Annotated in this window: 14 protein-coding genes; 4 read left to right on the top strand and 10 right to left on the bottom strand. The window is 65.6% G+C overall.

Going from position 1 to position 14,801, the window contains the following annotated elements:
- Positions 1-75: 75 nt before the first annotated feature.
- Positions 76-585 (bottom strand): cupin domain-containing protein, encoded by a 510-nt coding sequence (locus tag FJV43_RS25255; RefSeq protein WP_024341406.1) that lies wholly within the window; start codon positions 583-585, stop codon positions 76-78.
- Between the two features lie 128 nt (positions 586-713).
- Here FJV43_RS25255 and FJV43_RS25250 point away from each other — a divergent pair, with 128 nt between their 5' ends.
- Complete coding sequence (locus FJV43_RS25250; RefSeq protein WP_239621783.1) at positions 714-932, top strand: CsbD family protein; 219 nt, start codon at positions 714-716, stop codon at positions 930-932.
- 115 nt (positions 933-1,047) lie between these two features.
- Here FJV43_RS25250 and FJV43_RS25245 read toward each other — a convergent pair whose 3' ends face one another.
- The 5 genes from FJV43_RS25245 to ggt all read right to left on the bottom strand — a co-directional run bounded on the left by FJV43_RS25245 (position 1,048) and on the right by ggt (position 7,253).
- A complete protein-coding gene (locus tag FJV43_RS25245; protein ID WP_239621782.1) occupies positions 1,048-1,512 on the bottom strand; it encodes an FKBP-type peptidyl-prolyl cis-trans isomerase in 465 nt (154 codons plus the stop codon).
- 60 nt (positions 1,513-1,572) lie between these two features.
- On the bottom strand, positions 1,573-3,864 hold the full coding sequence (locus tag FJV43_RS25240; RefSeq protein WP_239621781.1) for a xanthine dehydrogenase family protein molybdopterin-binding subunit: 2,292 nt from the start codon (positions 3,862-3,864) through the stop codon (positions 1,573-1,575).
- A 2-nt stretch (positions 3,865-3,866) separates the two neighbouring features.
- The gene (locus FJV43_RS25235) at positions 3,867-4,883 is read right to left on the bottom strand and encodes a xanthine dehydrogenase family protein subunit M (protein WP_239621780.1); all 1,017 of its coding nucleotides are present in this window, start codon (positions 4,881-4,883) and stop codon (positions 3,867-3,869) included.
- 4 nt (positions 4,884-4,887) lie between these two features.
- Complete coding sequence (locus tag FJV43_RS25230) at positions 4,888-5,499, bottom strand: (2Fe-2S)-binding protein (RefSeq protein WP_239621779.1); 612 nt, start codon at positions 5,497-5,499, stop codon at positions 4,888-4,890.
- A gap of 167 nt (positions 5,500-5,666) precedes the next feature.
- Positions 5,667-7,253: a gamma-glutamyltransferase gene (gene ggt / locus FJV43_RS25225; RefSeq protein ID WP_239621778.1), complete on the bottom strand. Its 1,587-nt coding sequence runs from the start codon at positions 7,251-7,253 to the stop codon at positions 5,667-5,669.
- Positions 7,254-7,447: 194 nt separating this feature from the next.
- Between ggt and FJV43_RS25220 the strand changes: the two genes are divergently transcribed.
- Positions 7,448-8,230: a rhodanese-related sulfurtransferase gene (locus FJV43_RS25220; RefSeq protein ID WP_239621777.1), complete on the top strand. Its 783-nt coding sequence runs from the start codon at positions 7,448-7,450 to the stop codon at positions 8,228-8,230.
- On the top strand, positions 8,220-8,438 hold the full coding sequence (locus tag FJV43_RS25215; RefSeq protein WP_239621776.1) for a SlyX family protein: 219 nt from the start codon (positions 8,220-8,222) through the stop codon (positions 8,436-8,438). The genes FJV43_RS25220 and FJV43_RS25215 overlap by 11 nt, the downstream gene beginning before the upstream one ends.
- Before the next feature lie 6 nt (positions 8,439-8,444).
- On the opposite strand, the gene FJV43_RS25210 is transcribed toward FJV43_RS25215, so the two are convergent.
- Together FJV43_RS25210 and FJV43_RS25205 are read right to left on the bottom strand one after the other, a co-directional pair.
- Positions 8,445-10,355, bottom strand: a complete 1,911-nt coding sequence (locus FJV43_RS25210; RefSeq protein WP_239621775.1) for a diguanylate cyclase — start codon at positions 10,353-10,355, stop codon at positions 8,445-8,447.
- A gap of 175 nt (positions 10,356-10,530) precedes the next feature.
- Entirely contained in the window at positions 10,531-10,746 is a 216-nt protein-coding gene (locus tag FJV43_RS25205; protein WP_239621774.1) for a hypothetical protein, read from the bottom strand.
- A gap of 104 nt (positions 10,747-10,850) precedes the next feature.
- Between FJV43_RS25205 and hemE the strand changes: the two genes are divergently transcribed.
- A complete protein-coding gene (hemE, locus tag FJV43_RS25200; protein ID WP_239621773.1) occupies positions 10,851-11,885 on the top strand; it encodes a uroporphyrinogen decarboxylase in 1,035 nt (344 codons plus the stop codon).
- A gap of 270 nt (positions 11,886-12,155) precedes the next feature.
- Here hemE and hemC read toward each other — a convergent pair whose 3' ends face one another.
- A complete protein-coding gene (gene hemC / locus FJV43_RS25195; RefSeq protein ID WP_239621772.1) occupies positions 12,156-13,136 on the bottom strand; it encodes a hydroxymethylbilane synthase in 981 nt (326 codons plus the stop codon).
- Between the two features lie 25 nt (positions 13,137-13,161).
- Positions 13,162-14,787, bottom strand: a complete 1,626-nt coding sequence (locus tag FJV43_RS25190) for a choline dehydrogenase (RefSeq protein ID WP_239621771.1) — start codon at positions 14,785-14,787, stop codon at positions 13,162-13,164.
- Between the last annotated feature and the right edge of the window lie 14 nt (positions 14,788-14,801).

Below are 14,801 nucleotides of genomic sequence, written 5' to 3'. Positions count from 1 at the left end.
ACACCGCTTCCGGCTAATTTTTCGGGCCCCGATCTGCGGGGTTCTGTCGCACCGAACCCCGCGCGCCGGGCAGCCTTACTTCTTCTCGTTGGGATCGCGGTGCACCGGGTCGATCCAGAGCACGGTCTCGGGCTTCTCCACCGGCTCGATGTCGAGATTGATCGCCACCGCCTCGCCGTCGCTGCGCACCAGCACGCATTCCAGCACCTCGTCCGGGCTGGCGTTGATCTCCTGGTGCGGCACGTAGGGCGGGACGAAAATGAAGTCGCCGGGGCCGGCTTCCGCGGTGAACTGCAGGCTCTCGCCCCAGCGCATCCGCGCCTTCCCCTTCACCACATAGATGACGCTTTCGAGATGGCCGTGATGATGCGCGCCGGTCTTGGCATCCGGCTTGATGCTGACCGTGCCCGCCCACAATTTCTGCGCGCCGACGCGTGCGAAATTGATGGCGGCCGCGCGGTCCATGCCGGCCGTCGAGGGCACGTTGGTGTCGAGCTGGTTGCCCGGAATGACGCGCACGCCGTCATGCTTCCAGCGATCATGATCGTGGTCATGGTGGGAATGCGAGTGGTCATGGCCGGTCATGGGAACTTGCCTTCTGTTGGTTCGTGCGCGGCAAACTAACCCAAAGCCGCAGCCGCAAGCCATACTAAAAATGGAACCCTCGTAGCCGCTCGGCGTTGTCATTGCGAGCAAACCGAGAGGAGAATTTCATGGGCAGCACCACCGACAAGATCAAGGGCACCGCGAACGAGGCGATCGGCAAGGCCAAGCAGGGCATCGGCGAAGCCACCGGGTCCGATCGCATGAAGGGCGAAGGCGTGGTCCAGGAAGTGAAGGGCAAGGGCCAGCAGGCCATGGGCGACGCCAAGGATGCCGCGAAGGATGCCATGGATCGCGCTGCGGCCGCGGCAAAACGCGCGGCCGAGTGACGGCCCGGCAATCTGAATGCGAAAAGACCGGCCGAAAGGCCGGTCTTTTTGTTTTGTCTTGCTCGCTACGTCATGGCCGGGCTTGTCCCGGCCATGACGACGTCCGGCTACGCCGTCACTTCACCGCGAGCAATTCCACGTCGAACATCAGGGTCGCGTTCGGCGGAATCACGCCGCCGGCGCCGCGCGCGCCATAGCCGAGCTGCGGCGGGATGATCAGCGTGCGCTTGCCGCCGACCTTCATCGAGGCAACGCCCTCGTCCCAGCCGGCGATGACGCGGCCCTTGCCGATCGGGAATTCGAACGGCTCCTTGCGATCGACCGAGGAGTCGAATTTCTTGCCCTTCTGGCCGTTCTCATAGAGCCAGCCGGTATAGTGCATCACGCAGATCTGACCGGGCTGCGGCGAGGCACCGGTGCCGACGGTGGAGTCGATGATCTGCAAGCCTGAAGCTGTGGTCATGGTCTTTCCTGCGGTCTGGGCCGAGGCCGTGGTGGAAACGAAATCGGACACGCCACCAATCACGGTGATCGCGAATGCCGACACGATAGCGAGGAGCATGCGCTGAAAACGCTGCATAGGGCACCTTCCATTTGAGGCGGGAGGTGTCTAACCCAACGACGTCGCCGTTTCCACCCCTCAGACCTCGATATTTTCCAGCCGTACCGGCAGCTTGCGGATGCGCTGGCCGGTGGCGTGATAGATCGCGTTGCAGATCGCGGCGTTGGTGCCGACATTGGCAAGCTCGCCGAGCCCCTTTGCGCCCACCGGATTGATGTGATCGTCCTGCTCGGAGAGCATGATGACCTCGACGCTGGGCACATCGGCATTCACGGGCACGAGATAGTCGGCGAGATTGTCGTTGACGTAGCGCGCATTGCGCTCGTCGATCTCGGTGGCCTCCAGCAGCGCCGAGGACATGCCCCAGATCAGCCCGCCGATCAGCTGGCTGCGCGCGGTGCGCGGATTCATGATCCTGCCTGCAGCGAACGCGCCGACCAGCCGGGGGCAACGGATCTCGTGCGTGAAGCGGTTGACGCGGACCTCGACGAACTCGGCGCCGAAGGCGTAGGCGATCTTGTCCTTCATCTGATGGCCGCCGACGAGCCGAGGCTGCCCGGCATGCATGGCCCTGAACGAGTCCGGCGGTGCGCCCTCCGGCTTCCACTCGCCATATTCCTCGACGACGCCGACGCTAAGCGCATCGAATGCCTTCTCGATATCGAGCGGGCGGTCGCTCTTCGCCGCCTGGGTCGACGGTGCCGGGCTGATGCCGACAGTTTCCTTGGCCTTGTCGGCGAGGCTGTCGCTCGGCCTCACCGCCTTGAACAGGCGTTGCCGGATCTGATCGCACACCATCATCACCACGGAGCAGGTGCTGGCGGTCGAGTTGGAGCCGCCGGCAACCGGCGCGGGCGGCAGGTCGCTGTCGCCGATGAAGACCGCCACTTTTTCAAGCGGCACGCCGAGCCGCTCGGCCGCCGTCTGGGCGATGACGGTATAGGCGCCGGTGCCGATCTCGTGGCCGGCGATCTCGACACGGGTGCGGCCATCGCGCTGGAGGCGCACGCGCGCGGCGGACGGCGCCATCTGCGTCGGATAGCAGGTGGCGGCACAGCCGTAACCGACCAGCCAATCGCCTTCCGACATCGATCTTGCCTGCGGCGAGCGCTGCGACCAGCCGAACGCCTTGGCGGCTTCGTCGAAGCACGCCATCAGCGACCGCGACGTGTAGGGCTTGCCGCCAATGGGCTCGGTGGTGGTGTCGTTGATGCGACGGAGCTCGACCGGATCCATGTTGAGCTTCACGGCGAGCTCGTCCATCGCGCTTTCCAGCGCGAACAGATACGGCACCTCCGGCGGCGAGCGCATGAAACCGGGCGTGTTACGGTCGGCGCGCACGATCGACACCAGGCTTTCGACATTCGGGCACGCATAGAGCCGCGTCGTGGTCTTGGTGCCGCCGACACAATAGGCGTCGGGGCGCGAGGAGATTTCGGCTCCCTCATGCCTCAAGGCGACCAGCTTGCCATCCCGGCTCGCACCGAGCTTGATCTCGTGCCGCGTCTCGGCGCGGTAGGTCGCGATGGTAAAGCCCTGGTCGCGGGTCGGGACCAGCTTGACCGGGCGGTTCAGGCGCTTGGCAATGCCGGCGATGATGGCGGTGCGCGGCGTCATCGAGCCGCGCGAACCAAAACCGCCGCCGACATAGGGATTGACCACGCGCACCTTGTCGGCGTCGATGCCGAGCTGCTCGGCCACGCCGTTCTTCAGGCCATAGACATACTGACTCCCCTCGTAGATGACGAGATTGTCGCCCATCCAGACGCAGCTGGTCGTAAACAGCTCCATCGGATTGTGGTGCTGCGTCGGCGTGTCGTAAGAAGCGGTGAGCTTGATCTCGGCCGCATCGAAGGCCTTGGCGAAGTCGCCGACCTCGGGATCTTCCTTGAACTGGCCGTTCTGTCCCTTTGCGGCTGCCGTGGTCGTTCCCGGCGATTCGAAGCTCGCACTCGGTGCCGTCGCCGTATAGCTGACTTTGACGCGATTGGCGGCCTCGCGCGCGGCCTCATAGCTCTCCGCGATGACCACAGCGATGATCTGGCCGTCATGCGCGATCTCGGCCGAGGTCAGCGGCTGGATCGTGGTGCCGGCATAGCCGCCATTGCTGAAGAGTTTCGGTTCCTTCAGCCTCGGGGCGTTCTCGTGCGTAATGATGTCGATCACGCCGCGGACGCTTCTAGCGTCATCGAGTTCGAAGCGGTCGATGCGCCCCCTGGCGATGGCGCTGGTGACCAGGAACGCGTAGGCCGGATTGTCCAGCGGCATGTCGGAGGCGTAGGTCGCACGCCCCGTGACCTTTGCGGCGGCATCGTAGCGCGGCACGGACTGCCCCATATTCGCCTTGGGCGCGGGAGCTGCAACGGTCATGGTCAGATCTCCATCGTTACGGCCTGCTGGAGCGCGCGTGCCACCACACGCCTTCCGAGCGCAATCTTGAAGCTGTTGTGCCGGCGGCCTCGGGCGTCCGCAAAGGCGGCATCGGCCACACGCCGTGCCAGCGCTTCGTCGAACTTCTGCCCCTTCAATAGCGCCTCCGCCTCGCGCGCCCGCCATGGCACGGTGGCGACACCGCCGAGCGCGACGCGCGCGTCCCTGATCGTGCCGTCCTGCACGTCGAGCGCGATCGCAGCCGAGGACAGCGCGAATTCGTAGGATTGCCGGTCACGCGCCTTGAGATACACCGAACGGGGCCACCGGCCTTGGATCGAGAAGGCCGAGATCAGCTCCCCGGGCTGAAGCGTGGTCTCGATGTCGGGCGTGCTGCCCGGCGCCTTGTGAAGCTGCGCGAAGGGCATGCTGCGCGCGCCGGCCTTGCCGGTGATCTCGACCACGGCATCGAGCGCGATCAGCGCCTGCGCGAAATCTCCGGGATAGGTCGCGATGCACTGGTCGGAGACGCCGAGCACCGCATGCATGCGATTGACGCCGTCCATCGCGGCACAGCCGGAGCCGGGATTGCGCTTGTTGCAGTTCTCATAGGAGACATCGCGAAAGTAGTTGCAACGCGTCCGCTGCATCACGTTGCCGCCGAGCGTCGCCATGTTGCGCAGCTGGGCGCTGGCGGCGAGCTTCAGCGAATCCGCGATCACCGGATAGCTGCGCTGGATCTCGCCATGTCCGGCCACGTCGGACATCTTTGCGAGCGCGCCGAGCCGCAAGGCCTCGCTGCCTGCCTCGATCGCCGACCAGGCGTGGGCCAGCGGATTGATGTCGATGATCGCGGTCGGCCGCATCACGTCGAGCTTCATCAGATCGATCAGCGTGGTGCCGCCGGCAAGCGGCTGTGCCACCGCCTTCGTCAGCGGATTGTTGGCGGCCGCGGCGGCGCCGAGCACCCGCACGGCGATATCGGGGTCTGATGCTCTCTGATACGAAAACGGTCGCATGCGCCTAGCCTTTCATGATCTCGGGTGCGGCCTGCTTCACGGCAGCGACGATGTTGGGATAGGCGGCGCAGCGGCAGATGTTGCCGCTCATATACTCGCGGATGTCGGCCTCGCTCCCCGCATGTCCCTCCTTCACGCAGGCCACGGCGGACATGATCTGGCCGGGCGTGCAGTAGCCGCACTGGAATGCGTCGTTGTCGACGAAGGCCTGCTGCATGGGATGCAGGCGGTCGTCGGTGGCGAGGCCCTCGATCGTCGTGATCTCCTGCCCTTCGGCTGCGAGCGCCAGCGTCAGGCACGACAACACGCGGCGATCATCGATCAGCACCGTGCAGGCGCCGCACTGGCCGTGGTCGCAACCCTTCTTGCTGCCGGTGAGCTTGAGATGTTCACGCAGCGCATCGAGCACCGTGGTGCGCGCATCGATGCTCAGGCGCTTGTCCTTGCCGTTGACGTGCAGCGTGACCTCGACGGGAAGCAAGAGATCCTGCGCGACAGGGGCAGTCGCATCCTGCGCAACCACACGCGCCGTCATCGGAGTCAGCGCACTTCCGGCAGCGCCGGCCATGAAGGCGCGCCGATCGAATGATGTTCTGGAACTTGATTTGTTGGACATGGGCCGGCCTCCGCCGCGATCTGAAAAGCAGCGCACGCCTGCACTGCTCATCGCCCCTTAACCTGGAGCAATGAGTGCAGTTCCGAACGAGAAAGGGCGGCGCGGCAAATGCCGCGCCCGCCCTTCGTCAACTTTTCCTGATCTGCCGCGCGGAACCCCGCGCGAGCTCAATAGCCGAGGGCGCAGCCGTCCTTGCGCGGATCGGAGCCACCGGTGAGCGTGCCCTTGTCCCAGTCGATCCAGATCGCCTGGGCGCCGCCGAGCGGGCCGACCACGCTGGTGGTCTTGTGGCCAAGCTTCTTCAAGCCTTCGACGATCGCAGCCGGCACGCCGTCCTCGAGTTGATATTGGCCCTCGTAGTGCAGGCCGCGCGGCATGTCGATCGCCTCCTGCACGTCGCAGCCATAGTCGAGGATGTTGGTCAAGACATGGGTCTGGCCGGTCGGCTGATACTGTCCGCCCATCACGGCGAACGGCATCACGGAGCGTCCACCCTTGGTGAGCAGGCCCGGCATGATCGTATGCAGCGGGCGCTTGCCGCCTTCGATGCAGTTGGGATGGCCGGGCTGGATGCGGAAGCCGCCGGCGCGGTTCTGGAACAAGACGCCGGTCTTGTTCGAGACGATGGCGGAACCAAAGGAATGCGCGATCGAGTTGATGAACGAGCAGACGTTGCGGTCCTTGTCCACGACCGTGATGTAGATGGTCGAGGGGTTCATCGGCGGCGCGACATTCGGCAGGTCGAGCATGCCGTCCATGCGGATCTTGCTGATGTACTCGTCGGCAAAGCCCTTCTCGAGCATCGCGGCGACGTTGATCTTCATGTGCTCGGGAGAGGCGACGTGCATCTCGCGGTTCATGTAGGCGATGCGGGCGGCTTCCGCCTCGAGATGGAAACGCTCGACGCTGACGGGCGCGTACTTGGTCAGATCGAAGCGCGACAGGATGTTGAGCATCAGGAGCGCGGTGACGCCCGGGCCGTTCGGCGGGCACTGCCAGAAGTCATAGCCCTTGTACATGGTGCCGATCGGCGTCGTTACCTCTGTGGTATGCGCGGCGAAATCGTCGAGCGTGTGCAGGCCGCCGATTGCCCTGAGGGTCTCGACCATGTCTTCCGCGATCGGCCCCTTGTAGAAGGCGTCGCGGCCGTCCTTGGCGATCGCGCGCAGGGTCTTGCCGAGCTCGGCCTGGCGAATGACGTCGCCGGCCACCGGCGGCTTGCCGCCCGGCAGCAGGTAGCGCACGGTGTTGGTGCCATTCTTCAGCTTCTCGAACTGGTTCTTCCAGTCGAAGGCGATGCGGGGCGCAACGACGTAGCCTTCCTCGGCCGCCTTGATCGCGGGCTGAAGCAGCCGGTCGAAACCGAACTTGCCGTGGTCGCGCAGAACCGTCGCGAAGGCATCGATCACGCCGGGGATCGAGACCGCATGCGCCGAGGTCAGCGGCACGGAGTTGATCTTGCGCTCGAGATACCAGTCGGCGTTCGCCGCCTTGGGCGCCCTGCCGGAGCCGTTATAGGCGATGATCTTACCCTCGCCGCGCGGCTGGATCAGCGCAAAACAGTCCCCGCCGATGCCGGTCGATTGCGGCTCGATCACGCCGAGCAGGGCAGAGGCGGCAACGGCCGCGTCCACCGCGGTGCCGCCATCGCGCAGCACCTCGATCGCCGCGAGCGAGGCTTGCGGATGCGAGGTCGCAACCATCGCGTTGGTGGCATGGACCGTGGACCTGCCGGGGAAATGGAAGTTTCTCATCGAATTTCTTGCTCTCTTGGCCGTCGGCGCGAGTGGCGCGCCATCTCGAAAACCGCGTCTACATGACACATTCCGGCCCGGCGGGGCAATGCTGGCATACCAGGAAAATGGCTGCCATCTGCTGGGCGTATGGAGTTGTCGACGCCGGCAGCCATGGGTTTTCCGGATGGCTGCCGCCTGCTAAACGAGCCGCCATGTCTGATCCGATTTCGGCCACCAAGGTCGCGGCCTTCTATCAATTCGTCGCCCTCCCCGACTACCGCGAGCTGCGCGAGCCGTTGCGCGCCTTCTGCGCTGGTCTCGCGCTGAAGGGCAGCGTGCTGCTGGCGCAGGAGGGCATCAACGGCACGATCGCCGGAGCGCCGGAGGCGATCGATCGCTTCGCCCACGAACTCGCACACGGCGACATGTTCGGCGGCAGGCTCAACAATCTCGAATTGAAATTCTCGACCGCGGAAGCGATGCCGTTCGGGCGGCTCAAGGTGCGGCTGAAGAAGGAGATCGTCACGCTCGGTGACGAGGCTGCCGATCCGAGCCGCCAGGTCGGCACCTATGTCGATGCCACCGAGTGGAATGCGCTGATTGCGAGGCCCGACACGCTGCTGCTCGACACCCGCAACGCCTTCGAAGTGGCCATGGGGACGTTCGAGGGCGCGGTCGACCCCGGCATCAAGAGCTTTGGCCAGTTCAAGGACTTTGCCGCGATTGAGCTTGATCCGGCCAAACACCGCAGGATTGCGATGTTCTGCACCGGCGGCATTCGCTGCGAGAAGGCGAGCGCGCATCTGCTCGCGCGCGGCTTTGCCGAGGTCTATCACCTCAAAGGCGGCATCCTCAAATATCTCGAGGAGGTACCCGAGGCGGAGAGCCGCTGGCGCGGCGAATGCTTCGTGTTCGACGAGCGCGTGGCGCTCGGCCACGGTTTGCGAGAACTTGGCTTGCGCGAACGGGAGAAGGGGCACGGCCGTGACGAATGAGATCAAGACGCTGAGCGAGCGCATCGACACGCTGGAGACGCGCCTTGCCTACCAGGACGACACGATCGAGACGTTGAACCAGACCATCACCGCACAGTGGAAACAGATCGATTCGCTGACGCGGCAGATCGCGCAGCTCAACGACCGGCTCCAGGAGGCCGAGGCAAATGCGCCGGGGCCCGCCAACGAGCGTCCGCCGCATTATTGATCGGTGTTACTGGCCGGACGCCTTGGGCAGCAAGTTCAGGTTCATGACCTCGCCGGACATCACCAGGCGGTCGCGGCCTGCGTCCTTGGCGGCGTAGAGCGCCCGGTCGGCAGCTTCGACCAGCGAGGCCACTCCCGCCGTGCGCTCCAGCGCCGGCCGGCAGGTCGCGCCGCCGACCGAAGCGGTGACGCATCCGGCCGGCAGGTTGGTGCTATGAACGAGGCCGGCCTCGTGAATGGCACTGCGGATCCGCTCGCCGATCCGGGCGCAGCCGGCGGTGTCGATGTTCGGCAGCAGCACGGCGAACTCCTCGCCGCCATAGCGAGCCGCCAGATCACCGGCGCGCTGCGTCTCGGCCGCGATGATCTTTGCGACCAGACGCAGGCAGGCATCGCCGGCGGGATGGCCGTATTCATCGTTGTAGGCCTTGAAGTGGTCGACGTCGATCATCAGCAAAGCGAGGCTGGAGCGGTCGCGATAGGCGCGCGCCCACTCCTCCTTCAACCGCTCGTCGAAGCGGCGACGATTGGCAAGGCCGGTGAGGCTGTCCTCGATCGCAAGCGTCTCCAGCCTGGTCTCCAGCCTCTTCTGCTCGGTGATGTCGCGCGAGATCGCGACGACGCCATCGACGTTGCCGTTGCCCTTGCGTGTCACCCGCATGGTCGATTCGAGCCAGACTTCGCCGTTCTGCCGGTGCGCGTTGCGGTAGGTGAAACGCGCCTCCTCCTTCTCGCCGCGCTTCATGGCGTCGACGATCGCCTGGACCTCCGGCAGATCCTCCGGATTGATGCCGGCAAGAGCCGGCGTGCCGATCAGCTGATTGGGGCGCCAGCCGACGACGCGGACCGACGAGGGCGAGACATAGCGCAGCCGCTCGTCGAGCCCGACGCGCGTCACCATGTCGCTAGAGCCTTCGGCGAGCAGGCGGAAATGCACCTCCTTCTCGGCCAGCGCGACGGCCATGCGCTGGCCCCGGTGCAACTGCCGCACCAGCACGCCGCCGATGGCCGCGATCAGCATCACCAGGGCGAGCACGTAGAGCATGCGGGAGATCGCCGCGGCGCGCCAGGGCGCGAGCAACTCGTCCCTGTCGACCGTGGCAACCAGAAGGAGCGGAAAACGGCTGCTGCGATTGAAGAAGCTGACGCGTTCGGCACCGTCCAGCGGCGACTTGAAGTGATAGGCGCCGCTCGGCCGCTGCAGGCCCGGCTCGCGAAAAAAAGGCGTGTCGGCGACGCTACGTCCGACGAACGTTTCGTTGTTTGGATTGCGCGCGAGGATCATGCCGTCGCCATGCGTCAGCGTCACGGAGCTGTTGCGGCCGATCTCGAACTGCTCGTAGAAATGCGAAAGATATCTGGAGCTGATGGTCGCGAGCACCACGCCGCCGAAGCTGCCGTCCGGCTTGTTGAAGCGGCGTGACAGGGGGACGACCCATTCGCCATCGAGCAGGCTTTTCACGGGACTGCCGACATAGGCCTCGCGCTTCGGCGAGAGCTGGTGATATCGGAAGAACGCATCATCGCTGAGGGTCGAGCCGATCTTGCCGGGCGAGGTCAGCCAGTTGCCCTGATCGTCGATGATGTCGAGGCCGTGGATGCGCGTGAACGCCTTTTTGCGCGCCTCCAGGACGTTTCCAATCTTGGCGACCGTGGCTGGTGCAGTGCCGTCCATCTCCAGACGGCTGACCACGCCGACCACGCCGGAGTCCAGGAGATCGAGACTGTCCTCGGCATGCTGGGTCAGCGAACGTGCGACGTTCGCCATCTCGGTTTCGGCGCCCTTGAGCACCGCCTCGCGTGCCGCCCACTCGCGCCAACTGCTGCCGCCGAGGATGATCGCGCAGGTCAGCACGACAAAGGCCGCCGCGCGCAGCGGCAGGCGGCTCCATCCAGCTCGTTGGGTAACGGCGCTCACGCGGCAAGGTCCTCCGATTGATCGGAAACTCTGCCGCTTCTGTTATCGAATTCTGAACCCGCTACCGGAATGCGCGGCGATTCGAGCCGCTTCCAGTAGTCCTACGGACGCAACAATCGGCGCATTGCTAACAAGGCATTAGCGACCCTGCCGGAATCCGGCGCGCCCGACGCTGCTAGCTGAAGATGGCCTTAACCTTGTCCCAGAGCGAGGGATGGTCGGCATCCGCATCGGCTTTCGAGGGCGTCGGCTGCGCGGCGCTCACGGGATCGGAAGCCGGGAACGTATCCTGCAGCCCGGCGTCGAGCTTGGCGTTGCGGTCGGCAGCGAGCGCCTCGCGCGGGTCTTCGGCATGCTTGTCGTGCGGCGCGGGATTGAATGTCTCAGCCATGATCTCCTCCATGGGCTGATCAACGCGGTCCGATCGCGCTGGTTCCCCTGTTCCGCTGAGGGCTGGGGGTGTATCAGGAACCATAACCTTCTGCAGGATCATTCGTGCCCCAGTCTCCGACGAAACCTTTCATCGACGTGCTCTTCGGCCAGCGCCAGACCATCCCGCCGCTGTGGATGATGCGCCAGGCCGGGCGCTACCTTCCGGAATATCGCGAGGTGCGCGCCAAGGCAGGCGGCTTCCTCGATCTCTGCTTCAACCCGGAGCTTGCCGCCGAGGTGACGCTGCAACCGATCCGCAGGTTCGGCTTCGATGCGGCGATCATCTTCTCCGACATTCTGGTGATCCCCTATGCGCTCGGACGCTCGGTGCGGTTCGAGGTCGGCGAGGGCCCGCGGCTCGAGCCGCTGGACGATCCAGCCAAGGTCGCGACGCTGGCGTCGCGCGCCGACCTGGGCAAGCTCGCGCCGGTGTTCGAGGCGCTGAAGATCGTGCGCGGCGCGCTCGATCCCAAGGTCGCGCTGATCGGTTTTTGCGGCGCGCCCTGGACGGTTGCGACCTACATGGTCGCCGGCCACGGCACGCCGGACCAGGCGCCGGCGCGGATGATGGCCTACCGGCATCCGGAGGCGTTTGCGAAGATCATCGACGTGCTGGTCGACAGCTCGATCGAATATCTGTTGGCACAGCTCGCCGCCGGTGCCGACGCGCTACAGATCTTCGACACCTGGGCCGGCGTGCTGCCGCCCGCCGAGTTCGCGCGCTGGTCGACCGAGCCGACGCGGCGCATCGTGGAGGGCGTGAGGGCCAAGGTGCCGGACGCGAAGATCATCGGCTTCCCCCGCGGGGCCGGCGCACTGCTGCCCGGCTATGTCGAGGCAACCGGCGTCAGTGCGGTCAGCATCGACTGGACCGCGGAGCCGGCCTTCATCCGCGAGCGCGTGCAAAGCAAGGTCGCCGTGCAGGGCAATCTCGATCCGCTGGTGCTGATCACAGGCGGTGCCGCGCTCGACCGCGCGGTCGACGATGTGCTGGCCAATTTTGCGCAAGGACGGCTGATCTTCAATCTCGGCCACGGCATCCAGCCGGAAACGCCGATCGCCCATGTCGAGCAGATGATCAAGCGCGTGCGGGGTTGAACGGCGGGCGGACTCTCCGCATCGTCATGGCCGGGCTTGTCCCGGCCATCCACGCCTAACCAAGCGGTACCAAGAACGTGGATGCCCGGGACGAGCCCGGGCATGACAACCTCATGTGATCGCGCTCCAACAAAAACCGCGAAAACAACCCCATGCACAGTAGACAAGTCATTGAAAACCTTGGGCTGGCATGGCTCGTCCCGCGCGTTTGAAACGTCGGGCAAGACAGGCGCAGAACGACGTGACCACCGATGGTGATCTCGGCCGGACTCAGCGCGGCCGGCTGCGCTCGATGATCTCAGCCGCCCCCTTCGCCAGCAGATCCAATCCCACGGCACGCCCGAGCTCACGGGGGCGGTTGGCGGGGCCCGCGCGCGAGGCTTCGATGATGGTGTTGCCGGAGAGATCGAGCACGGAGGCGGTGAGCGACATCTGATCGCCCGTGATGGTCGAGAACCCCGCGACCGGTGAATTGCAGTGGCCGTTGAGCACCCACAGCACCTCGCGCTCGGCATCGGCCGAGGCGTGCGCGGAGGGATCGTCGATCGATGACAGGATCTGCCGCGTCTGCCAGTCCTGCGCCGCGCATTCGACGGCGACGATGCCCTGCCCCGCCGCCGGCAGCATCTCCGCCGCGGTGAACTCATAGGCGATGCGGTTCGCCAGACCAACGCGATCGAGGCCGGAACGCGCCATGATCAGCGCATCGGCAGGCCCGACCGCGCCGCCATCCGGCAGGCGCTGCTTCTCGCCATTGTCGAGCTTGCGCACGCGCGTGTCGGCGGCCCCGCGGAAGTGGATGACCTCGACATCGGGAAACAACCGCCGCGCATAGGCCGCTCGGCGCACCGCGTTCGTGCCGATCTTGAAGCCCTTGCCGCGAGACTGGCGCAGCGCCTCCAGGGTCACGCCGTCGCGCAGCACCAGCGCATCGCTCGGCGGATCGCGCGACAGCGTGGCGCCGATGACGAGGCCGGGCGTATCCTCGTTCCCCGGCATGTCCTTCAGCGAATGCATCGCTGCCTGGAGCTCGCCCGACAACACGGCAGCGCGGATCTGCGCCACGAAGGCGCCGCCCTTGCCGCCATGCGGCAAGAGCTTGCTGGTCTGGTCGAGATCGCCCGTGGTGTCGAACTTGACGATCTCGACATCGAGACCAGGCACGGCGGCTGTCAGGCGGCGCGCGATTTCTTCCGTCTGTGCCAGCGCCATGGCGCTCTTGCGTGTGCCGATCCTGAGTCGTGTAGCCAAGTCGTTCTCCATCCCGGACGCGCGCTCAGCGCGCATCCTCCAATATCATGTCGGAGGCCTTTTCGGCGATCATGATGATCGGCGCGTTGGTGTTCCCCGAGACGAGATCGGGCATGATCGAGCCGTCGACGACGCGAAGGCCTTCGAGGCCCCTCACCTTCAGCCGCTGATCGACCACCGCGAGCGCGTCGTTGCCCATACGACAGGTCGAGGTCGGATGATAGATGGTGCTGCCGCGCTCGCGGCAATAATCCAGTATCTCCGCGTCCGTCGATACCTTCGCCCCGGGATCGTACTCGCTGACCACGAACGGCTTCAGCGCCGGCGCGTTCAGGATCTTGCGCAGGATCTTCAGACCCTCGACGTTGGTGGTGCGGTCGGTCTCGGTCGACATGTAGTTGATGCGGATCTCCGGCGGCACGGTCGGGTCGGCGCTCTTGATGCGCAAGGTCCCGCGGCTCTCGGGCCGGAGCTGGCACACTGACGCCGTGAAGCCGGAGAAATCGTGCAGCTTCTCGCCCATCTTGTCGGTCGAGAACGGCAGGAAGTGGACCTGGATGTCGGGCGAGGCGAGCCGCGGGCTGGTCTTGAAGAACGCGCCCGCCGTGCCGGCCGCAATCGTCAGCCAGCCCTTGCGGAACAGCGCGTAGCGTGCGCCGGCCATGGTGCGGCGAAGCGGATGATTGACGGTGTCGTTCAGCGTGATCTTCTGCGAGCAGCGCATCACGATGCGGACCTGCATGTGGTCCTGGAGATCGCGCCCGACGCCGGCTGCGTCCAGCACCACATCGATGCCGTGCTTTCGCAGGAGATCGGCAGGACCGACGCCGGAGAGCTGGAGCAGCTGCGGCGAGTTGTAGGCGCCGCTCGACAGCACGATCTCCTTCCGCGCCCGCACGCGGCGCAACGCCGCGCCTTGCCGATATTCGACGCCGACCGCGCGGCGCCCTTCGAACAGGACACGCTGGCCGAGCGCGGACGTCTCGATCTTCAGATTGCTGCGCGTCTTGGCGGGTCCGAGATAGGCCACCGCCGTCGAGGCACGCCGGCCGTTGCGCGTCGTGGTCTGGAACAGGCCGACGCCCTCCTGCGTGGCGCCGTTGAAGTCGGGATTGTAGGGCAGACCGGTCTCGACCGCGGCGTCGATGAAGGCTTTCGACAGCGGATCGGTCACGATCATGTTGGACACCGGCAGCGGACCGCCCGTGCCGTGATACTGATCCGCGCCGCGCGACTGGTTCTCGGCCTTCTTGAAATACGGCAGCACGTCGTCGTAACCCCAGCCGGTGTTGCCGAGCTGACGCCAGCGGTCATAGTCCTCGTGCTGGCCGCGGACATAGAGCAGGCCGTTGATCGAGCTCGAGCCGCCCAGCGTCTTGCCGCGCGGCTGGAACACCTGGCGCCCCTTCAGCTCGGGCTCCGGCTCGGTCTGGTACATCCAGTTGACCGTCTTCTCCTTGAACAGCTTGCCGTAGCCGAGCGGGACGTGGATCCAGATGTTGGAATCCTTCGGGCCGGCCTCGAGCAGCAGCACGCTGTGCTTGCCGCTCGCGGAGAGCCTGTTGGCGAGCACGCAGCCGGCGGAGCCGGCGCCGACGATGACGTAGTCGAATTCGGGATCGGACGGCGCGAGGGAGGAATTTGCGTTCATGCGCTACTGTTCTT

Source organism: Bradyrhizobium sp. I71, from assembly GCF_022354745.1.
GTDB lineage: Bacteria > Pseudomonadota > Alphaproteobacteria > Rhizobiales > Xanthobacteraceae > Bradyrhizobium > Bradyrhizobium liaoningense.
Note: the sequence above shows the minus strand (reverse complement) of the source record. Positions and strands in the feature narration are given on the sequence as shown.

Excerpts from the sequence above, each read along its gene's own strand:
- FJV43_RS25240 (WP_239621781.1), bottom strand. The coding sequence starts at position 3,864 with ATGACCGTTGCAGCTCCCGCGCCCAAGGCGAATATGGGGCAGTCCGTG.
- FJV43_RS25190 (WP_239621771.1), bottom strand. The coding sequence starts at position 14,787 with ATGAACGCAAATTCCTCCCTCGCGCCGTCCGATCCCGAATTCGACTAC.
- FJV43_RS25255 (WP_024341406.1), bottom strand. The coding sequence starts at position 585 with ATGACCGGCCATGACCACTCGCATTCCCACCATGACCACGATCATGAT.
- FJV43_RS25220 (WP_239621777.1), top strand. The coding sequence starts at position 7,448 with ATGTCTGATCCGATTTCGGCCACCAAGGTCGCGGCCTTCTATCAATTC.
- FJV43_RS25230 (WP_239621779.1), bottom strand. The coding sequence starts at position 5,499 with ATGTCCAACAAATCAAGTTCCAGAACATCATTCGATCGGCGCGCCTTC.
- FJV43_RS25250 (WP_239621783.1), top strand. The coding sequence starts at position 714 with ATGGGCAGCACCACCGACAAGATCAAGGGCACCGCGAACGAGGCGATC.
- ggt (WP_239621778.1), bottom strand. The coding sequence starts at position 7,253 with ATGAGAAACTTCCATTTCCCCGGCAGGTCCACGGTCCATGCCACCAAC.
- FJV43_RS25245 (WP_239621782.1), bottom strand. The coding sequence starts at position 1,512 with ATGCAGCGTTTTCAGCGCATGCTCCTCGCTATCGTGTCGGCATTCGCG.
- FJV43_RS25235 (WP_239621780.1), bottom strand. The coding sequence starts at position 4,883 with ATGCGACCGTTTTCGTATCAGAGAGCATCAGACCCCGATATCGCCGTG.
- FJV43_RS25205 (WP_239621774.1), bottom strand. The coding sequence starts at position 10,746 with ATGGCTGAGACATTCAATCCCGCGCCGCACGACAAGCATGCCGAAGAC.